Origin of the sequence: Pseudomonas sp. LFM046 (assembly GCF_000949385.2) — a bacterium.
Lineage (GTDB): Bacteria > Pseudomonadota > Gammaproteobacteria > Pseudomonadales > Pseudomonadaceae > Metapseudomonas.
This window is the reverse complement of record NZ_JYKO02000001.1, coordinates 1,872,982-1,892,854: the sequence shown is the minus strand read 5'-3', so window position 1 is coordinate 1,892,854 and position 19,873 is coordinate 1,872,982. Positions and strand designations below refer to the sequence as shown.

Sequence of the window (19,873 nt, the reverse complement as noted above, 5' to 3'; positions counted from 1 at the left end):
TGAGGGACGATCAAAGGCGCGATCTTATCAGGCTGGCCGCCGCCGGCTCCAGCAAGTGTCCTTCCTGGACTGGCAGGCTGCGCATCAGGAAGTCGAGGAAGGCCTTGACCTTCATCGCCTGAAAGCGCCGCGACGGATAGACCGCATAGATTTCGCCGCTGGGCAGGCGAGCCTCCGGCAGGAGTTCGATCAGCTCGCCTCGCTGCACTGCGGGCTCGGTGAACAGGACCGGCAGAGCGGCAATGCCAGCGCCGGCCAGCACTGCCTCACGGGCGAATGTGATGTTGTTGCAGTAGAGGACACGCTGGCAGGGCACGCTTTCACCCTGAATCATCCAATAGCGCTGCGAGTCCTGCGGGAGCAACACGGCACGGTGCCCCGCCAGCGCCTCCGCCGTGCGCGGCGTACCATGGGACGCCAAATAGGCCGGACTGGCGCACAAGCGACGGTCGCTTTCAAACAATTTGCGAGCGATCAGCGTGGAGTCCTGGGGCTGACCGATCATGATGGCGATGTCCACGCCCTCTTCCAGCGGATCGACGTTGCGTGAAGTGATCTCCACTTCAGCTGTGATCTGCGGGTACTGGCGCATGAAACTGCCCAGCACCTTGCCGAGGAACAGCTGTCCAAACTCGATCGGTGCGGTGACCCGAAGCAGGCCAGAAGGCTCCTGCTGCAACTGCATCACCGCCTGCTCCGCCTCGGCGAAGTCCAGCATGATCTGCCGGCAGCGCTCGTAGTAGGCCAGGCCCACTTCAGTCAGGCGCAGTTTGCGGGTGGTTCGGTTGAGCAGGCGCACGCCGAGCCGCTCTTCCAGCAGCGCGATGCGCCGACTGACGGTCGACTTCTGCATGCCGAGGCTCTGGGCCGCCTGGGTAAAGCTGTGGCACTCCACCACGCGGGTGAAGATCAGCGCATCATCCAGCCCCATTATTGTTCCCTATAAGCAACAAAGTTTCTGAATTGTACTGGCTATTTGCGAGCACGGAACACTGATAGATTCGCAATATTCTGCAAAGACTTCGAGCCACGTTTTGCCATGCCCGCCAAACTGCAACGCCGCCTGTTCATTTTCATTGCCCTGGTGGCACTGGTCGCCACCGGCCTCTTCGCCCACTGGCTGTTGATCGGCCGCTTCGTCGAGACCACCGATAACGCTTACGTCCAGGGTGAAATCACCCGAATTTCCAGCCAACTGGGCGCCCGCATCGAAGAAGTGCTGGTCAACGACAACCAGCAGGTGAAAAAAGGCGACCTGTTGATTCGCCTGGAAGCCGACGACTTCAAACTCGCCCTGGAACGCGCCCGCGCCCAACTCGCTACCCGCGAGGCGGAACTGGCCCAGGCGCAGAGCAAGCTGACCCAGCAATCCAGCCTGATCGCCGCCAGTCAGGCCGACGTAGCCGCCAGCCAGGCCACCCTGGGCCGCACCCAGATCGACCTGTCCCGCGCCGAGACCCTGCGCAAGCCGGGCTTCATTTCCGAGGAGCGGGTTACCACCTTGTCCGCCGACTCCCGAGTTGCTCGCTCCCAGGTCGCCAAGGCGGAGGCTGACCTCAAGGCTCAGCGCCAACAGGTAGACGCCCTGAATGCCGAGATCAAGCGCCTGGAAGCGCAGATCGCCAACGCCCGCGCGGAAGTGTCCCAAGCCGAGCTGAACCTCGGCCGCACTGAAATCCGCTCTCCCGTGGATGGACGGGTCGGCCAGCGCGCCGCCCGCAACGGTCAGTACGTCCAGGTCGGCGCACACCTGCTGTCCCTGGTACCAGATTCGGATATCTGGGTCCAGGCCAACTTCAAGGAAACCCAGATCGAGCGGATGCAGCCGGGCCAGACCGCCGAACTGATCTTCGACAGCTTCCCTGACACGCCGGTCGAAGGCCGCATCGACAGCCTGTTCGCCGCTTCCGGAGCCCAGTTCAGCCTGCTGCCACCGGACAATGCGACCGGCAACTTCACCAAGGTGGTACAGCGCATTCCGGTGAAGCTGACCTTTGCCGCGGACAACCCGCTCAAGGGCCGTATCCGCCCGGGCATGTCCGTACTGGTCAAGGTGCGCCTGAAGGCCGAAAACCATGGCGGCTGACGCACTGCTCCGCCCCATGGGCGAGCCCAGCCGTCGCGACTGGCTCGCGGTGATGAGCGCCATGCTCGGCGCCTTTATGGCGGTGTTGGACATCCAGATCACCAACTCCTCGCTCAAGGACATCCAGGGCGCGCTATCCGCCACTCTGGAAGAAGGTTCATGGATTTCCACCTCCTATCTGGTGGCGGAGATCATCATGATTCCCCTCACCGCCTGGCTGGTGCAGCTGCTCTCAGCCCGGCGCCTGGCCGTCTGGGTCTCCATCGGTTTCCTGATTTCCTCCCTGCTCTGCTCCCTGGCCTGGAGCCTGGAAAGCATGATCGTGTTCCGCGCCATGCAGGGCTTCACGGGCGGCGCACTGATCCCCCTCGCGTTCACCCTGACCCTGATCAAGCTGCCCGAACACCACCGCGCCAAGGGCATGGCGCTGTTTGCCATCACCGCCACCTTCGCCCCCTCCATCGGCCCCACCCTGGGCGGCTGGCTAACGGAGAACTTTGGCTGGGAGTACATCTTCTATATCAACGTACCGCCGGGCCTGCTGATGATCGCCGGCCTCATGTACGGCTTGGAGAAGAAGGCGCCCCACTGGGAGCTGCTGAAACGCACCGACTACGCCGGCATCGTCACCCTGGGCATCGGCCTCGGCTGCCTGCAGGTGTTCCTCGAGGAAGGCCACCGCAAGGACTGGCTGGAATCGAACCTGATCGTCGGCCTGGGCAGCGTCGCACTGGTGAGCCTGATCCTGTTCGTGATCCTTCAGGTGTCGCGGCCCAATCCGTTGATCAACCTGGGCATCCTGAAGAACCGCAATTTCGGGCTGTCGAGCATCTCCAGCATCGGACTGGGGATGGGCCTGTACGGGTCCATCTACGTGCTGCCGCTCTATCTCGCACAGATCCAGGGCTACAACGCGCTGCAGATCGGCGAAGTGATCATGTGGATGGGTGTCCCGCAGCTGTTCCTGATCCCGCTCGTGCCGAAACTGATGAAGGTGATCCCGCCGAAGCTCCTCTGCGCCTTGGGCTTCGGCCTGTTCGGCTACGCCAGCTTTGCCTCCGGCGTGCTCAATCCGGACTTCGCCGGACCTCAGTTCAACCAGATCCAGCTCCTCCGCGCCCTGGGCCAGCCCCTGGTGATGGTGACCGTGTCCCTGATCGCCACGGCCTATATCCAGCCCCAGGACGCCGGCTCGGCCTCCAGCCTGTTCAACATCCTGCGCAACCTGGGTGGAGCCATCGGCATCGCCCTGCTCGCCACCCTGCTGGACGCCCGGGCCAAAGTCTACTTCGACTACCTACGCGAATCCCTGGTACCAAGTAACCCGCAGGTAGCCGAACGCCTGGCACTGCTGGCAGAGAAACTCGGCAGCGAACAGGCCGCATTGGGCAAGCTCAGCGAGATCGCACACCAGCAGGCCAACATCATGGCCTACAATGACGCCTTTCATTTCATCGGCATCGCCCTCGGCGTCAGCATGCTCGCCGTGCTGCTGACCCGCGCCCTGCCCGCCGGTGCCACCGGTGGCGCAAGCGCCGCCGCCCACTAATCCCTCGCCGGTCCAACCGGCGAGCCTCGTTTCAGGCTGTACATGTCTTCCCACGCTTCATCCCGCCGCACCCTTCTCCTGATCGGTGCCTTCGCCATGATTTACATCGGCTGGGGCACCACCTACCTGGCCAACCACTTCCTCCTGCGCGAACTACCGCCCTTCGTCATCGCTACGCTGCGCTTTCTCTTCGCCGGCATCCTGGCCTTGGGCTGGGTCCTGGCCAGCGGCAAGGCGCAGGTGCAACGCAGTGACCTGGGCGGCGCACTGATCGGCGGCATCCTGCTGATCGCCGTCGGCCAGGGTGCCCTGATCTACGCCAACCAGTTCCTGCCCACCGGCATGCTGGCGATGCTCTACACCACCCTGCCCCTCTGGAGCGTCGCGCTGGAATGGCTTCTGGATCGCCGCCCACCGCTCTGGGTCCTGTGTGGCCTGGCACTGTCCAGCGGGGGGATCGTGATGTTGATGGGAAATGCCCTGGGCAGCGAAGCCGGCTTCCAGCAGTGGTTCGCCGGCGGCCTGGTGGTCACCGCTACCCTGCTCTGGGCCGTCGGCGCCTGGTTGCTGCGCCAGCGTCCGCCGTTTCGTTCCAGCTGGATGGGGCTCAGCCTGCAGATGCTGACCGGCACCCTCACCCTGGCGATCTTCGGACTGTGGCGCGGAGATTGGCAAGGAATGGATCTGGGCCACCTGAGCACCAGCGCCTGGCTATGGATGGCCTATCTGGTGATCCCGGTCAGCCTTGGGGTCTATCCCGCCTACTTCTGGTTGTTGCGGGAGGTGAAGCCGAGTCTGGTGTCGACCTTTGCCTTCGTAAACCCGGTGGTCGCGCTCCTGCTGGGCTTGATGATCCTTGGCGAACGACTGGAAGCCGCCGCTCTGCTGGCCTGCCTGGCCACATTGGCAGGCGTGGTGATGATCATCTTCGGCCGTCGCTGAAACGGCATGAAAAAGGGCGCCAATCGGCGCCCTTGCTCCATCAGAGCTGGAGCAGCCGCTCTCGCAGCTTCTGTATCTCGTCGCGCAGCTGCGCCGCCGCCTCGAACTCAAGGTCGCGGGCGAGCTGGAACATCTTCTCTTCCATCTGACGGATGCGCTTGGTGATTTCGCTCGGCGAGCGCAACTCGGCTTCGTAACGGGCACTCTCCTCCGCCGCCTTGGCCATGGCCTTGCGCTTGTTGCTGCGCGAACCAGGCACGGTGGCGCCTTCGAGGATGTCCTGGATGTCCTTCTTCACGCCCTTCGGCACGATGCCGTGGGCTTCGTTGAAGTCCATCTGTTTGGCGCGGCGCCGTTCAGTCTCGCCAATGGCGCGCTGCATCGAGCCGGTGACGTTGTCCGCGTAGAGGATCGCCTTGCCGTTCAGGTTCCGCGCCGCGCGGCCGATGGTCTGGATCAGCGAACGCTCGGAGCGCAAGAAGCCTTCCTTGTCCGCATCGAGGATCGCAACCAGGGACACCTCGGGCATGTCCAGGCCTTCCCGCAGCAGGTTGATCCCCACCAACACGTCGAAGGCGCCAGTGCGCAGGTCGCGAATGATCTCCACCCGCTCCACGGTGTCGATGTCCGAGTGCAGGTAGCGCACCTTCACATCATGGTCGGCCAGGTAGTCGGTAAGGTCCTCGGCCATACGCTTGGTCAGGGTGGTGACCAGCACACGCTCCTCGACGGCCACGCGCTTGCGGATCTCCGAGAGCAGGTCGTCCACCTGGGTGGTGGCAGGACGCACTTCCACGTCAGGGTCCACCAGGCCAGTGGGGCGCACCACCTGCTCGATCACCCGGCCGGCGTGCTCGCCCTCGTAGGGGCCCGGCGTGGCGGAAACAAAGATGGTCTGCGGGCTGATGGACTCCCACTCGTCGAAGCGCAATGGGCGGTTGTCCAGCGCCGACGGCAGGCGGAAGCCGTATTCCACCAAGGTTTCCTTGCGCGACCGGTCGCCCTTGAACATGGCCCCGACCTGGGGAACCGTGACGTGGGATTCATCGATCACCAGCAGCGAATTGGCCGGCAGGTAATCGTAGAGAGTCGGTGGCGGCTCGCCTGCAGCGCGGCCGGACAGGTAGCGCGAGTAGTTCTCGATGCCGTTGCAGTAGCCCAGTTCCAGGATCATCTCCAGATCGAATCGGGTGCGCTGCTCCAGGCGCTGCGCCTCAACCAGCTTGTTGGCTGCGCGCAGTTGTTCCAGACGCTCCTTCAGTTCTTCCTTGATCTGATCCACCGCCCCCAAGAGCACTTCGCGGGGCGTCACGTAGTGGCTCTTGGGATAGAAGGTGAAGCGCGGCAGCTTGCGAATGACTTCACCGGTAAGTGGATCGAAAGCGGCGAGGCTTTCCACCTCATCGTCGAAGAGCTCGACGCGAATCGCTTCCAGGTCGGATTCTGCCGGGAAGATATCGATGACATCGCCTCTCACGCGGAAGGTGGCGCGGGCGAAATCCATGTCGTTACGGGTGTACTGCAGCTCCGCCAGGCGCCGCAGCAGGGTGCGTTGGTCGATGCGATCACCGCGGTCGATGTGCAGGACCATCTTCAGATAGGAAGCCGGATCGCCCAGACCGTAGATGGACGACACGGTGGCAACGATGATGGCATCGGGCCGCTCCAACAGCGCCTTGGTGGCTGACAGGCGCATCTGCTCGATGTGGTCGTTGATCGATGCGTCCTTCTCGATATAGGTATCGGAGGACGGTACGTAGGCTTCCGGCTGGTAGTAGTCGTAATAGGAAACGAAGTACTCGACCGAGTTGTTCGGGAAGAATGCGCGAAACTCACCGTAAAGCTGTGCGGCCAGCGTCTTGTTAGGGGCCAGCACCAGAGTCGGACGCTGCACTTGGGAAATGACATTGGCGATGCTGAAGGTCTTCCCGGAGCCCGTTACGCCGAGCAATGTCTGGTGCGAAAGGCCGGCTTCGAGTCCTTCCACCATCTGGCGAATGGCCTCCGGCTGGTCGCCGGCGGGCTTGAAGCGGGTGACAAGCTGGAACTCCGACATGCTGACCTCGACATTGGATGTGACACCTTTGCAGAACGGGCGTCATACCTGGCGGAAAGCCTGTTCGCGATGTCGCCGCAGGCTGCCTGGGCCGCTATAATACCGGCCCGATTGCGCAACCCCTAGCGCGCATCGTTCGGGGTTGCATTCCATCCTCACCTTTCTCCTCCGAGCTGCCGCATCATGAGTCTGTTTTCTGCCGTCGAAATGGCTCCGCGCGACCCCATCCTGGGTCTCAACGAAGCGTTCAACGCCGATACCCGCGCCACCAAGATCAACCTGGGCGTGGGCGTCTACTACAACGAGCAAGGCCGTATCCCGCTCATGCGCGCTGTAGCGGAAGCGGAAAAGGCCCGCATCGAGGCCCACGCCCCGCGCGGCTACCTGCCGATCGAAGGCATCGCTGCCTACGACCAGGCCGTGCAGAAGCTGCTGTTCGGCGCTGACTCCGAACTGCTGGCCCAGGGCCGCGTGGTCACCACCCAGGCCGTTGGTGGCACGGGCGCGCTGAAGACCGGCGCTGACTTCCTCAAGCGTCTGCTGCCCAACGCTGTCGTGGCCATCAGCGATCCCAGCTGGGAAAACCACCGCGCCCTGTTCGAGTCCGCCGGCTTCCCGGTGCAGAACTACCGCTACTACGATGCCGCTACCAATGGTGTGAACCGCGTCGGCCTGCTGGAGGACCTCAAGTCCCTGCCCGCTCGCTCCATCGTGGTCCTGCACGCGTGCTGCCACAACCCCACCGGCGTGGACCTGAGCCTGGATGACTGGAAAGCCGTCCTGGAAGTACTGCGCGAGCGCGAGCACGTGCCCTTCCTCGACATCGCTTACCAGGGCTTCGGTGAAGGCATCGACGAGGACGCGTTCGCAGTGCGCCTATTTGCCGAATCCGGCTTACAATTCTTCGTGTCGAGCTCCTTCTCCAAGTCCTTCTCCCTCTACGGCGAGCGCGTCGGCGCCCTGTCCGTGGTGACCAGTTCCAAGGAAGAAGCCGGCCGCGTGCTGTCCCAGGTCAAGCGCGTGATCCGCACCAACTACTCCAACCCGCCGACCCACGGCGCCACCGTGGTCGCTTCGGTGCTCAACAGCCCCGAGCTGCGCGCCATGTGGGAAGCGGAGCTGGGCGAAATGCGCACCCGCATCCATAGCATGCGCATCGCGATGGTCGAGCAACTGGCCGCTCAAGGCGCCAAGCGCGACTTCAGCTTTGTGGCTCGCCAGCGCGGCATGTTCTCCTACTCCGGCCTGACCGCCGAGCAGGTGGAGCGCCTGAAGAGCGAGTTCGGCATCTACGCCGTCAGCACCGGCCGCATCTGCGTTGCCGCGCTGAACAATAGCAACCTGGAAAGCATCACCCGCGCCATCTCCCAGGTGCTCTGAGAGGAAAGAGGAGAAGTTCGGGCGAAGGCTTGACTTCTCCTTTCTAATCAGTAAGATACGTCGCATCCGATCCGCGATAGCTCAGTCGGTAGAGCAAATGACTGTTAATCATTGGGTCCCTGGTTCGAGTCCAGGTCGCGGAGCCAAATTGAAAAGCCCTCAGCACACGCTGAGGGCTTTTTCTTTGGGCAATAGAAAAGCCGGCCTATAGGCCGGCTTTCTGATTAGTCGTGACTTTTACTCCACACTCACCCTGTCGCGATTCCTATCCAGCGTCTTGAGGCCAATTCCCTTGACCTCGAGCAGATCGTCCACCGAAGAAAACGGGCCGTTCTCTTCACGATACTGGACGATGGCCTTGGCTTTTGCAGCGCCAATAGCAATCAACTGCGCCTGCAGTGCAGCTTCGTCTGCAGTATTGATATTGAGCTTGCCGGCCTGCGGCGCAGCGCTCGTCACCACGGGCGCTGCCTCCGCCTTGGCAGCAGGCGCTGCCTGGGCGTAGCCAAGGAAAAGCGAGCAAAGAACGAAGAACAGTGGGGCAAATCGAACGCGATTCATCGCGAACACTCCTTGTCATCAGTAAGGGGAAGGGCGGTACATCCTGATCCGCCCTGCCACCCTAGTGCCTGGACTACGAGGGCTCAATGCGACGCTGCTGATGGATCCAGTCAACAATTTCCTCTTCTGGGGTGTAACCGTTGACCGTTTCGCGTAGGAGCTGTCTCACGCGCACGTAGTCGTCATTCTCGACTGAGGCGAACAGCTCGGAAAGCACGCGTTTGAAGACATCCCATGACAGGTGCTCTTCATTGGCCCGCATGATCATCGGATGCTCGGTGGGGCTGACGTTGTCGCCGATCAGCAGTTCTTCATAGAGCTTTTCACCAGGGCGCAGACCGGTGAACTCGATGGCAATGTCGCCGCTGGGATTTTTTTCGGAACGAACAGTCAGGCCGGATAGATGAACCATCTTTTCGGCCAATTCAGCAATCTTTACCGGTTGCCCCATATCCAACACGAACACATCACCACCCTGCCCCATTGAACCCGCCTGGATAACCAACTGCGCCGCTTCAGGAATGGTCATGAAGTATCGCGTGATATTGGGATGCGTAACGGTTACCGGCCCGCCGCGCTTGATCTGCTCGCGGAACAGCGGAATCACCGAGCCGGAAGAGCCAAGCACGTTGCCGAAACGAACCATGGTGAAGCGGGTCTTGTTGACCCGGTGCACCGCTTCGCTGTCGCCGAACATCACCGGAGCCGTCTCGCGACTCAGAGCCTGCAGGGCCATTTCGGACAGACGCTTGGTACTACCCATGACATTGGTAGGACGGACCGCCTTGTCCGTGGAAATCAGCACGAAGTTCTCCACCCCAGCCTGCAGTGCTGCTTGCGCGGTATAGAGCGTGCCCATCACGTTGTTCAGCACGCCTTCGGCAATATTGTGCTCGACGATAGGGACGTGCTTGTACGCCGCAGCGTGATAGACGGTATCGACACCCCAGGTCCGCATCACATCCACCAGGCGCGACGAGTTCCGCACCGAACCGAGAATAGGAATCAGCTGGACGCTATGGGACTCGCGAGCGATACGCCGCTCGAGTTCGATCTGAATGTTGTAAAGGTTGAACTCACTATGCTCGAACAGCAGCAGGATTCTAGGCCTCGTCCCCAGTATCTGGCGGCACAATTCGGAACCGATGGAGCCGCCAGCGCCGGTGACCATCACCACCTTGTTCTGGATGCAGCGCTCAAACAGCCCCTTGCGGGGCGGAACCGCGTCACGCCCAAGCAAATCGGCGACGTCCACTTCCTGAATATCGTCAACCTTGACCCGGCCACTGGCCAGATCCATAAAACCAGGAATGCTGCGCACGTGCAGCGGGAAGCCTTCAAGGGTCGCCAGGATCTCACGACGTCGAGTCCGCGACACGGAGGGAATCGCCAACAGCACTTCTTGTGCGCCGGTCTGGTCAATCATCTGCTGGATGTGCTTAGGCTTGTAGACCTCAAGCCCGGCGATGGTCCGAGTGGCAATATTGCTGTCGTCGTCGATGAAGGCGACCGGCCGCATGGCACGCCCCATGCGCAGTGCCGTAACCAGTTGATTACCGGCCGCCCCCGCGCCATAGATCGCCACGCGGGGTAGGCCGTTATCCTTCGAGCCGAAGGGTATTGTATGACTGGCTAGATACCAATCCCCCAGAAAATACTGGCGCATGGCTATTCGCGTACCGCCGATCAGCACCAGACTCAACCACCAGTAGTTGAACACCACCGAGCGGGGAACGTTGACCACAGGCTCACGATACCAGTAGACCACCAGAGCCAGGAGCAATGCGGATAGAGTTACCGCCTTGATGATGGCGATCAGCGCGTCATTGCCGAAGTACCGCATGACGGCGCGATACATGCCGAAGCGGATGAAAATCGGCACCGCCACAAACGGAGCCGCGACGAAAAGCCAGGAGTGGGTCAAGAAGGGATTGAGGGGGGCACCGATACCCAGACGAACCAGGAAGGCCAACCAAAGAGCAATAGTGACCAAGACGATATCCACCGAGACCTGAATCAATCTCTTGTATCGCCTTGGCAGACTCAGCAGCCATTTACGCAACTTGATGGTCATCCCGTCCTCTTCCAATTACAACTTTCACCATAACCGAATAACCCATGACCGCCTCGAGATTCCAGATATCGAACAACTCGCGCGAACAATCTCCTTGTTCTGACACCAGACTAGCGTTAAATCTCACTGATCAAACTTACTCCCGCTCCCCTGCCCTGAACTTGATGGCCAGCCCGAGCAGGGGGAGATAGGCAATGGCAAGCCCGACGCCGCCATCCAGCACCCCCAACCCCACGAGCGAGGCCAGTGGCAGCAACCAGAGCAGGTTAATGGCTCCGATAGCCAGGGTCACCGGTAGGTGCCTGCCGAATCGTCGCGAAGCGAATTGGTACGCATGACTCCGATGGGCCTCGTAGACCTTATCCCCTCTGAGCAGGCGCCGGAACAGCGTCCAGGTGGCATCGGCGATGAATACACCTAGCAGGATGAGCCAGCTCCAGAGGAGTGCGGATTCGGTCCAAGCGGCCTGCAATGAAAGAACGCCTAGGCACATGCCCAGGAACCCGCTCCCTGCATCGCCCATGAAGATCCTCGCCGGCGGGAAATTCCAGTACAGAAACCCCGCGACCGCCACCGCCAGCAGCAAGGGAGCTGTAACCAGCTCACCATGGCCAGTGAACCAGTAGATAAGCGAAGCCCCTACGCAAGCGGTAATGGCTTCGACACTGGCAATGCCGTCGATCCCGTCCATAAAGTTGTAGAGATTTAGGAGCCAGACCAGATACAGCGCGGCAAGCACATAACCCAACACACCCAATTGCACCTGGGCGCCGAACAGCTCGATTGGAGGAAGTCCGCCAATGATCAGCAGCGCCCAGATCGCAGCGCCAAAGTGCGCAAGGAGCCGCCACCTAGCCGCGACATGCCCATGATCATCCAGGAAGCCAATGACGGCCACAGAGATTCCGGCGCCCAGCAGCGCCCAGCACAGGGCCTCGCTGATCGCCCCCAGCAACGCCAGAAACGGCAATGCGACGATGAACGACGCAACGATTGCCACACCGCCGCCCCGCGGGGTCGGCACCGAGTGCGAGCTTCGGGCGTTCGGCACGTCCATAAGGCTGCGACTCAATGCGTAACGACGCAGTGCGCCAGTCATCAGCAGCGATACGACAACCGCTGCGGCAAGCACCAGAAGGGTCATTTTTGTTGATATTCCAGAAAATATTTGGCGGTTCTTCTTAGCCCTTCGTCCAAGCTGACCGGGGGCGTCCATCCCAGCAGCGCCCGGGTCTTGCCGATGTCCACCTGCAAAGAGCCACAAAGGCGCTGCGACAACGACCGTTTTCCCAAGGACATGGCAGCGAGTTCGAGGAGTCCGGCGGGGACCGGGAATAAACGAGCCGGCCGTTCGAGTGCCTTACTCATTCGACGCAGCAGATCGGTGGTGGACACATCCAGGCCATCGCTGACCAGGAAGGCCTGATTAGCTGCGGCAGGATGGTCGATGCAGGTAACCAGGAGGTCTACCAGGTTGTAGATTGACACCAGGCTCCTGCGATTGTCGATTGCACCGAACGGAAGCGGAATGCCCCTGTGCAGCCAGCGCATCATACTAAGGAAGTTAGCCTTCACACCCGGACCATACACCAGGGTCGGACGGACAATGACCACCTCCATTCTGGATTCTTCGGCGATTTGCCGAAGGCCATGCTCTGCCTCCAGCTTGGATATGCCGTAGGGGTCCACAGGCTCAGGCGCCTGATCGGCGGTGTAGGGCCTACCTGGCTCGGTGCCTTCGCCATTCACCTTGATAGAGCTGACGAAAATGAATCGCCGCACGCCGGCATCCCTGGCCTGGCGAGCCAGGTTCAGGGTGCCCTCGACATTGACTCGGCGGAAAGCTGCTAGCGGATCCGCCTCCGAATCGCTCATCACATGCACCCGGGCAGCGCAGTGAATTACCACATTCACATTCGTGAGCGCCGACTCCCAGTTCGTTCTGGCATCAAGACCAGGAACCTGCACGGTAGTCGCCGCACCGGAAAAGCATCGCTCAGTACGGCGAGCACTGGCCACAACCTCAAAGCCAGGGTCATCACCCAATCGACGCAAAATCTCTTGGCCGACAAATCCACTGGCTCCGGTCAGGAGTAGCCTTTTCATCTGGCAACACCACTTGGTCGTTTCAGCAATTCCAAGAGCTTGAAGGGGATCTTGGAAAGAACGAACAACAAGTTGGTATAGATACCATTGCTGCGACAAGCCCTGACTATTTCACGATTAAGCCGGATGCTACTTCTGATTCCAGCAGTACTCGCACCACCGGAACGCATTCTAACCAGGACTTTTTCCAGTCGTGAAAAAGATAACTCACTCACGAGCAGCAGGCGGACAAACATCTCATAGTCGGAGGAAATCTTATAATCAAGAGAATACTTCCCCACCCTCTCATAGGCTTCACGCCTCACAAAGGTAGCGGGGTGAGGCGGCATCCAACCAAACCTCAACTTCCATGCCCTGAAGTGTCGAGAAGAATAGTAGCGCACGACCTTCTCGAGATTATCGGGATGCACAAAAACGACATCACCGAATATCACTTCACAATCAGGCGACTTACGGGCGTGAGCGACTACCGCTTCAATAGCGTCCACGGACTCGAAATAGTCATCCGAGTTGAGGATACCGATAATATCGCCATTGGCCATAGCGATTCCCTTGTTCATCGCATCGTATATGCCTCTATCGGGCTCACTGACCACGCGATTGATCCGGTCTCGGTACTCATCCACGATCGATAACGTCGCGTCCCTCGAACCGCCATCAACAATGATGTATTCAATATCCGAATAGCTTTGAGAAAAGACGGACTCGATCGTGTCCCTGATGGTCGAAGCACTGTTATAGCAAACAGTCACTATAGAAACTTTCAAAACAACTCCTTTACAGTGCCGGACTAGACTCGCCCGTATACATCCTCAAGTCTCACGATATCGTCCTCCCCCAAATACGAACCGGACTGCACCTCGATTAGCTCCAGCGGAATCTTCCCCGGATTTTCGAGAGCATGCACCTGGCCAATCGGGATGTAGGTGGACTGATTTTCAGTGACCAGATAGGTTGTTTCGCCATTGGTCACCTTGGCGGTTCCGCTAACCACTATCCAGTGCTCGGCCCGATGATGGTGCATCTGCACGGAAAGTCGGGCACCGGGTTGTACCGTGATGCGTTTGACTTGATAACGAGGCCCACTGTCAATGCAGTCGTAAACCCCCCACGGGCGGTAAACCTCGCGATGATTGATATGCTCGTGGCGACCGTCCTGCTTGATCTGATCAACGATCTTCTTGACGTCCTGAACCTTATCTTTGTGTGCAACCAACACCGCGTCCTTGGTTTCGACTACCACCAGGTCATCGACACCAACTGTTGCCACCAGCCTGCTGTCAGCATGGACAAAGGTATTGTGCGTACCTTGTGCAAGGACGTCGCCCTTGAAGACATTCCCCATGCCGTCCTTGCCACTGACATCCCATAGCGCGGACCAAGAGCCGATGTCGCTCCAGCCCACATCCAGGGGCACCATCACGGCATCGGCGGTCTTCTCCATGACGGCATAGTCGATCGAATCTTCAGGGCAGGAAGTGAAGGCGGCCTGATCGACCCGAGTGAAATACATGTCCTGAGCCCCGCCAGCCAATGCCAAGCGACAAGCAGCAAGAATATCTGGCCGGAAGCACTCCAGTTCCTCCAGATAACGGCTGGCACGAAACATGAACATTCCACTGTTCCACATATAGCTGCCGTCAAGCACATATTTTTCCGCTGTCTTGAGATCAGGCTTCTCTACGAAGCGATTCACTACAAAACCGCTATCACCAGCTGCTACGCCTTTCTCGATATAGCCATATCCGGTCTCAGGTCGATTCGGCACTATGCCGAACGTGACCAGCTTGCCCTGCTCGGCCAGTTGTAGCGCCGCATGAACACCAGCGTGAAACGCCGGTACGTCCTGTATCAGATGATCGGCGGCCAGCACCAGCAGGATTGGGTCATCCGCTTCGCCGAGACTTTGCAGTGCGGCCAGCGCAATAGCAGGAGCGGTGTTGCGTCCAACAGGCTCGAGCATTATCTGGGCCTGCTCCAACCCCAACTGACGAAGTTGCTCGGCAGCCAGGAAGCGGTGCTGTTCATTGCAGATCAATCGAGGCACCGCTGCATCCAAGCCGTCGAGGCGTCGAATCGTGGCCTGCAGCATGGAAAAGGTGTCATCAGCCAGCGGCAGAAACTGCTTGGGGTTGAGCTGACGCGATAATGGCCACAATCGTGAGCCAGAGCCACCAGCCATGATCACCGGAAAAAACATGTTCATCTTCCTATGAGTAAATCGCTATTCAGCGCAGTACGCGGAGATAGGCCCGTGTATTTTCATGCACTTCTGCACTGCTCTGCATTTCCAACAAATTCCACCATCCATACTCGCCATGCTGGGTATCAGGTAGGGACAGAACGACATCGCCAGACAAAATCAGTTGGTACGCCAATACGACGTAATGAGTATCTGGCCCCGTCTCACCTGCGCCAAATACGCTGTCTTTGTAAAAGTGCTCGAATATGCCAAGAAAATTGCCTTCGGAGCGCTCGAAAAGCCTGCCCAACTCTCCAAACGTAAGTCGACGAAACGCTTCATCCAGGCTTTCACCTTTCAGAATCCGACCACCTGGCACGAACCAGAACCCTTGAGCGGGACGATTCAGGCGTTGGCCCAGCAGAACCTCACCCCCCTCGTTTTTCACCACTAGGTCAATCGATACCAAGGGTGCAGACGCGACCACCGTTCGGAACGTTTCATTACTCAACCACATGCCGCCTCCTGGTGCGCCGAGGTCAATGTGAGCGGTAGCGCATACGTCGCACGCAGTAATCCGGAAAGAGTCAGCTGCGCGCCTTTTCAACGTTATCGATATACCAGGCATAAGCGTCTCGCAGGCCATCCTGCAAACTGATACTCGCCTCCCAGCCAAGGCGCCGCAGGCGCGATACATCCATCAGCTTGCGGGGAGTACCGTCGGGCTTGCTGGAGTCGAAAATCAGGCGCCCGCTGAAGCCGGTAACATTAGCGACAGTCTCCGCCAGCTCACGAATCGTGCAATCGATGCCACTACCAACATTGATATGCGAAAGCATAGGCTGAGTATGTGATTCATAGGTTTCTCTATCCAACTCCATCACATGCACGCTGGCTGCTGCCATATCGTCCACATGCAGGAATTCGCGCATAGGTCTGCCGCTGCCCCAAATGACAACCTCCGCATCCTCGCGCTGCTTGGCTTCGTGAAAGCGTCGAAGCAATGCAGGAATTACATGGCTATTTTCGGGATGGAAATTGTCATTCGGGCCATAGAGATTGGTCGGCATAACACTACGATAATCTCGACCATATTGCCGGTTGTAGCTCTCACAAAGCTTTATGCCCGCAATCTTGGCAATCGCATACGGCTCGTTCGTTTGCTCAAGAACACCAGTGAGCAGCGCACTCTCCTCAATTGGCTGATCGGCATGCTTGGGGTAAATGCACGAAGACCCGAGAAACAAGAGTCGCTGAACGGCTTTGGAGTGCGCGGCGTGAACAATGTTGGTCTGTATTACCAGATTCTGATAGATGAATTCCGCCGGAAAACTGTTGTTGGCGTGTATTCCACCGACCTTGGCCGCAGCCAGATAAACCTGATCAATTCGGGCCTTTTCAAAAAAATCCCGAACCGCGGATTGATCCAAAAGATCAAGCTGGTCACGATCAGCAGTAACGATATTGTTGTAGCCAACCGCCTTCAGGCGGCGAACGATGGCAGAACCAACCATGCCACGGTGCCCAGCTACAAATATGACCTGATTCAAATCACGCGCCATTTTCAAGTCTCCACTGACATCGACACGTCATGGCCATGCTGCTTCAGTAGGGCATGTCGCTGCGCTACCTTGAGGTCTTCCCGCACCATCTCTGCGCACATCTCTTGCACGCTGATCTCGGGAACCCAACCCAGTTTCTCCTTGGCCTTGCTTGGGTCACCTAACAAAGTCTCTACTTCCGCAGGGCGGAAATAGCGCGGGTCGACCTTGACGATTACGTCACCGACCTTGAGCGCTGGCGCCTTGTCGCCAATGACAGCCTCGACGACCGCCTCCTCATTGACTCCCTCTCCGCGGAAGCTCAAGGTTATTCCCAATTCGGCTGCAGACCAACGAATGAATTCGCGCACGGAATATTGCACGCCAGTGGCTATCACAAAATCCTCTGGCTGATCCTGCTGAAGCATCATCCATTGCATACGAACATAGTCCTTCGCATGCCCCCAATCACGAAGGGCGTCCATATTCCCCATATACAAACAGCTTTCGAGGCCTTGCCCGATATTTGCCAGACCACGAGTTATCTTTCTGGTAACGAAAGTCTCACCGCGCCGCGGTGACTCATGATTGAAAAGTATGCCGTTGCAAGCATACATGCCATAGGCTTCTCTATAATTTACGGTTATCCAATAAGCATAGAGTTTTGCAACAGCATAGGGCGAGCGCGGATAGAATGGCGTTGTCTCCTTCTGCGGAATTTCTTGGACAAGGCCATACAATTCGGAAGTCGACGCTTGGTAAAACCGCGTCTTTTTCTCCAACCCTAGCAGGCGAATGGCCTCCAGAATGCGCAGGGTCCCCATTGCGTCCACGTCCGCGGTGTATTCAGGCGACTCAAAACTCACAGCCACATGCGATTGAGCGCCCAGATTATAGATTTCGTCCGGCTCGACCTCTTTGATAATCCTGATAAGGTTCGAAGAGTCGCTAAGGTCACCATAGTGCAGAACGAAACGCTGCCCCTCGACATGCGGGTCCTGATAAATGTGGTCAATGCGCTGTGTATTGAAGGAGGATGCACGACGCTTTATACCGTGGACTTCGTATCCTTTCTCAAGGAGAAACTCCGCCAAATATGAGCCATCCTGCCCGGTCACACCAGTAATCAACGCCTTCTTAATGCTCATTCAACCACCTTGCTGTAAATTGAAGCGATAGCCTTCGAGTAATCCTCATAATTACAGTGGGATATCCTACTCGAACCCTTCATGTTACGGTCCTCGTTCTCTCGAACGAGTTCAATCATTCGAGAAAAATCACGAGGCTCATAAAATTCGACATATTCCTTGAAATCCGCCAGAACAGTATCCATCTCGAGATTTCGCTCACTGCCCGGCAATACTACCGAGGCTCCCGAGTAAAGGGCCTCATAAACAGTCCGACCAGTACAAAAAAACGGCTCTCCCCTGACCAGAAAGTCGATCTCACTAAAGAAACCGGACGCTTGGAGATTGTCGATTTGCCCCACATATCTCACGCATCCATTGGAATCGCTTTCAGCCTCCTTGATCTTCTGAACGTAGGGTTCGCTCCCCCCTCCAACGATCACCAGGAGCGAATTCCTCAGTTGAGACCTCGCGAATTCTTGGCAAATCTCAAGGACTCCTTTGCCATCTTCGATCCGCCCTGCGATCGCGTAGACAATACGGCTTTCACTTTTCAGAAACTGCAATGAGGTCGGCAGCTTATAGTCAGCACTTGCGCCACTAAACGGGTTTTGCACGACGTCACTTGCTTTCGGTGCTCCAACGACCTCGTGGAAGCGCTTCTCAACCGCATGATCAATAAAAACCAGATGATCGCAGACAGAAACAAGCCACTTCTGATAGGCGCTCATCTCAAAGCTGAGCATCTCTCTTACATGAGAAACAACAGCCACCTTTCTAAATACTTTATACAGTCCAAGCAACAACAAGAAATCGGACAATACCAAGCTATTCAGATGAACGACATCCGGCTTTATCCTCATCAACCTGAAGAAGACCAGGGGAGAACTCAGCCAGAATGCCAGCCTCGACCCACCCGACAATATGATTCGCCGAACAAACCCATGTCGCTCGTCATTATTATACGTTATCGGGCAGAAAAACTTGAAAACTCGCAACCCATTCGCCGGCGACTTAATTTTCCGATGCACAGGCAAGAGAATCGATACCTCTTGATCCGCCATCAGCTCCATGTGCTGACGCAAGCTTGAACCGGCCCCGTATATGGAGTCGGGAGTCACGTGCGTCACCAGCAAGATGTTATGAGACATAATAAACCTTAGACGTTATCTAATTTCACAGCCTCACTCCTCCTAGAGAGCACCAAACACAGCAGGAAGAAGACTGGATAAAAATACCTAGGCGAAAAAATTGGCGTTAAAACGAAAACAACACAGTAGATAATCGCAATAAAGACAAGATCATCCCTCAACTTCACCCTCCCCACAACCAGGGCAAAGCCAAACATTATAAAGAACACCCAGCAATGCAATGCAACAAAAACATCATTATATATGTTTGCAGGAGCAAATAAATCCCGAATCTTGAATATATAACCAAACATCGCATGCAACGACTTCGGGATAAATGCCAAGAAATAAAGACCTTTATCCTGAAGCGCTATGAGCGCCGAGTACACACCACTACCAGAATCAGAAAGTGCGCCCTGCTCAGCCACAACGTTAATATAACTAAAACTATCACGCACAAGAAAATAAACCAGAGAGACAGCAACAAGAATCAGCGAGACGTATACAAATCTCTTGTTTCTAAGCGGATTGACTGGAGTAATAGAAGCGACCACCAAAAAAATAAAAACAGACAACTGCCAACGCACGAAAAATGAAACTATTAACGCAGCGATCAGACACCAAGCACCGCGCCCAAAAACCCAGCCAACCAGCAGTGAAAAACAGAATATCGAAAGTATTTCCTTATTAATCGAAACGAGGCTCGACAGCGTCAACGGACTGAGAAAAAGAAAAATCAGAAACAAAGACCAATTATAGTTGTCGCTCACCTGAATTAGGCGAAGCGATGCAAATAGCAGAAACAAATTAAAACACAATACGAGAACTCTACCCCCTCCCAACAACTCAAGCACCAGTAGCGGCCCTAGGAAATTACCATCAACAGCAACCATATCGGAGAGAGAGTCGAAATACGTCTCCTTATACAACCGTTCATACGTCAACGAATCTGCATAAAACTGAAAATCGACATCTCCATCCAATGCAGACTTCCCAATCAGGAAGTAAAAGGCAATCGCTAGCATGGAGAAAAAGAACAACAGAAGAGTCGATTTTCGCACAAAAAACTTCATAAAGCGCCTTCTCGGAAAATTCCAGCACCCCTGCCAGAATTTAATTACAGCCGCCATTCAGGCGGC

Annotated in this window: 17 protein-coding genes and 1 tRNA gene; 5 read left to right on the top strand and 13 right to left on the bottom strand. The window is 57.4% G+C overall.

Translation table 11 applies throughout. The annotated features are described in order from the left end of the window. Nucleotides 1-10 precede the first annotated feature (10 nt). Nucleotides 11-931 (bottom strand): LysR family transcriptional regulator, encoded by a 921-nt coding sequence (locus TQ98_RS08800; RefSeq protein WP_044874964.1) that lies wholly within the window; start codon nucleotides 929-931, stop codon nucleotides 11-13. Nucleotides 932-1,039: 108 nt separating this feature from the next. Between TQ98_RS08800 and TQ98_RS08795 the strand changes: the two genes are divergently transcribed. From TQ98_RS08795 to TQ98_RS08785, 3 genes are all read left to right on the top strand, one after another. Next, nucleotides 1,040-2,086: an HlyD family secretion protein gene (locus TQ98_RS08795; protein ID WP_044874963.1), complete on the top strand. Its 1,047-nt coding sequence runs from the start codon at nucleotides 1,040-1,042 to the stop codon at nucleotides 2,084-2,086. Between the two features lie 49 nt (nucleotides 2,087-2,135). After that, nucleotides 2,136-3,635: an MDR family MFS transporter gene (locus TQ98_RS08790; protein ID WP_177410213.1), complete on the top strand. Its 1,500-nt coding sequence runs from the start codon at nucleotides 2,136-2,138 to the stop codon at nucleotides 3,633-3,635. Between the two features lie 96 nt (nucleotides 3,636-3,731). Then, entirely contained in the window at nucleotides 3,732-4,577 is an 846-nt protein-coding gene (locus TQ98_RS08785) for an EamA family transporter (RefSeq protein ID WP_242443081.1), read from the top strand. A 40-nt stretch (nucleotides 4,578-4,617) separates the two neighbouring features. Here the strand turns inward: TQ98_RS08785 and uvrB are convergent, their stop codons facing one another. Beyond that, nucleotides 4,618-6,633, bottom strand: coding sequence for an excinuclease ABC subunit UvrB (gene uvrB / locus TQ98_RS08780; RefSeq protein ID WP_044874960.1), 2,016 nt, complete (start codon nucleotides 6,631-6,633; stop codon nucleotides 4,618-4,620). A 183-nt stretch (nucleotides 6,634-6,816) separates the two neighbouring features. Here uvrB and TQ98_RS08775 point away from each other — a divergent pair, with 183 nt between their 5' ends. Together TQ98_RS08775 and TQ98_RS08770 are read left to right on the top strand one after the other, a co-directional pair. Then, entirely contained in the window at nucleotides 6,817-8,013 is a 1,197-nt protein-coding gene (locus TQ98_RS08775; protein ID WP_044874959.1) for an amino acid aminotransferase, read from the top strand. 70 nt (nucleotides 8,014-8,083) lie between these two features. Continuing rightward, a tRNA-Asn gene (locus TQ98_RS08770) sits at nucleotides 8,084-8,159 on the top strand. Between the two features lie 91 nt (nucleotides 8,160-8,250). Here TQ98_RS08770 and TQ98_RS08765 read toward each other — a convergent pair. From TQ98_RS08765 to TQ98_RS08715, 11 genes are all read right to left on the bottom strand, one after another. After that, entirely contained in the window at nucleotides 8,251-8,574 is a 324-nt protein-coding gene (locus tag TQ98_RS08765; protein ID WP_044874958.1) for a helix-hairpin-helix domain-containing protein, read from the bottom strand. Nucleotides 8,575-8,647: 73 nt separating this feature from the next. Beyond that, a complete protein-coding gene (locus tag TQ98_RS08760; RefSeq protein ID WP_044874957.1) occupies nucleotides 8,648-10,648 on the bottom strand; it encodes a nucleoside-diphosphate sugar epimerase/dehydratase in 2,001 nt (666 codons plus the stop codon). Between the two features lie 136 nt (nucleotides 10,649-10,784). Further along, nucleotides 10,785-11,792: a glycosyltransferase family 4 protein gene (locus TQ98_RS08755; RefSeq protein ID WP_044874956.1), complete on the bottom strand. Its 1,008-nt coding sequence runs from the start codon at nucleotides 11,790-11,792 to the stop codon at nucleotides 10,785-10,787. After that, entirely contained in the window at nucleotides 11,789-12,754 is a 966-nt protein-coding gene (locus tag TQ98_RS08750) for an SDR family oxidoreductase (protein ID WP_044874955.1), read from the bottom strand. The genes TQ98_RS08755 and TQ98_RS08750 overlap by 4 nt, the downstream gene beginning before the upstream one ends. Beyond that, a complete protein-coding gene (locus tag TQ98_RS08745) occupies nucleotides 12,751-13,521 on the bottom strand; it encodes a glycosyltransferase family 2 protein (protein ID WP_044874954.1) in 771 nt (256 codons plus the stop codon). Before TQ98_RS08745 ends, TQ98_RS08750 begins: the two co-directional genes overlap by 4 nt. Nucleotides 13,522-13,544: 23 nt before the next feature. Next, nucleotides 13,545-14,954, bottom strand: a complete 1,410-nt coding sequence (locus TQ98_RS08740) for a mannose-1-phosphate guanylyltransferase/mannose-6-phosphate isomerase (protein ID WP_044874953.1) — start codon at nucleotides 14,952-14,954, stop codon at nucleotides 13,545-13,547. Nucleotides 14,955-14,982: 28 nt separating this feature from the next. Further along, nucleotides 14,983-15,453: a GDP-mannose mannosyl hydrolase gene (locus TQ98_RS08735; protein WP_044874952.1), complete on the bottom strand. Its 471-nt coding sequence runs from the start codon at nucleotides 15,451-15,453 to the stop codon at nucleotides 14,983-14,985. Nucleotides 15,454-15,523: 70 nt separating this feature from the next. Then, nucleotides 15,524-16,498 carry a GDP-L-fucose synthase gene (locus TQ98_RS08730; RefSeq protein ID WP_044874951.1) on the bottom strand — a complete coding sequence of 325 codons (975 nt, stop codon included), beginning with the start codon at nucleotides 16,496-16,498 and terminating at the stop codon, nucleotides 15,524-15,526. A 2-nt stretch (nucleotides 16,499-16,500) separates the two neighbouring features. Next, nucleotides 16,501-17,625 carry a GDP-mannose 4,6-dehydratase gene (gene gmd, locus TQ98_RS08725; protein ID WP_044874950.1) on the bottom strand — a complete coding sequence of 375 codons (1,125 nt, stop codon included), beginning with the start codon at nucleotides 17,623-17,625 and terminating at the stop codon, nucleotides 16,501-16,503. Beyond that, complete coding sequence (locus TQ98_RS08720) at nucleotides 17,622-18,725, bottom strand: glycosyltransferase family 4 protein (RefSeq protein ID WP_146035994.1); 1,104 nt, start codon at nucleotides 18,723-18,725, stop codon at nucleotides 17,622-17,624. The genes gmd and TQ98_RS08720 overlap by 4 nt, the downstream gene beginning before the upstream one ends. Before the next feature lie 38 nt (nucleotides 18,726-18,763). Next, nucleotides 18,764-19,864, bottom strand: coding sequence for a hypothetical protein (locus TQ98_RS08715; RefSeq protein ID WP_146035993.1), 1,101 nt, complete (start codon nucleotides 19,862-19,864; stop codon nucleotides 18,764-18,766). Nucleotides 19,865-19,873 lie beyond the last annotated feature (9 nt).

Bases quoted from the DNA above. Each gene is read 5' to 3' on its own strand.
- TQ98_RS08800 (WP_044874964.1), bottom strand. From the start codon at position 931: ATGGGGCTGGATGATGCGCTGATCTTCACCCGCGTGGTGGAGTGCCAC.
- TQ98_RS08795 (WP_044874963.1), top strand. From the start codon at position 1,040: ATGCCCGCCAAACTGCAACGCCGCCTGTTCATTTTCATTGCCCTGGTG.
- TQ98_RS08785 (WP_242443081.1), top strand. From the start codon at position 3,732: ATGATTTACATCGGCTGGGGCACCACCTACCTGGCCAACCACTTCCTC.
- uvrB (WP_044874960.1), bottom strand. From the start codon at position 6,633: ATGTCGGAGTTCCAGCTTGTCACCCGCTTCAAGCCCGCCGGCGACCAG.
- TQ98_RS08775 (WP_044874959.1), top strand. From the start codon at position 6,817: ATGAGTCTGTTTTCTGCCGTCGAAATGGCTCCGCGCGACCCCATCCTG.
- TQ98_RS08765 (WP_044874958.1), bottom strand. From the start codon at position 8,574: ATGAATCGCGTTCGATTTGCCCCACTGTTCTTCGTTCTTTGCTCGCTT.
- TQ98_RS08760 (WP_044874957.1), bottom strand. From the start codon at position 10,648: ATGACCATCAAGTTGCGTAAATGGCTGCTGAGTCTGCCAAGGCGATAC.
- TQ98_RS08755 (WP_044874956.1), bottom strand. From the start codon at position 11,792: ATGACCCTTCTGGTGCTTGCCGCAGCGGTTGTCGTATCGCTGCTGATG.
- TQ98_RS08750 (WP_044874955.1), bottom strand. From the start codon at position 12,754: ATGAAAAGGCTACTCCTGACCGGAGCCAGTGGATTTGTCGGCCAAGAG.
- TQ98_RS08740 (WP_044874953.1), bottom strand. From the start codon at position 14,954: ATGTTTTTTCCGGTGATCATGGCTGGTGGCTCTGGCTCACGATTGTGG.
- TQ98_RS08735 (WP_044874952.1), bottom strand. From the start codon at position 15,453: ATGTGGTTGAGTAATGAAACGTTCCGAACGGTGGTCGCGTCTGCACCC.
- TQ98_RS08730 (WP_044874951.1), bottom strand. From the start codon at position 16,498: ATGGCGCGTGATTTGAATCAGGTCATATTTGTAGCTGGGCACCGTGGC.
- gmd (WP_044874950.1), bottom strand. From the start codon at position 17,625: ATGAGCATTAAGAAGGCGTTGATTACTGGTGTGACCGGGCAGGATGGC.
- TQ98_RS08715 (WP_146035993.1), bottom strand. From the start codon at position 19,864: ATGGCGGCTGTAATTAAATTCTGGCAGGGGTGCTGGAATTTTCCGAGA.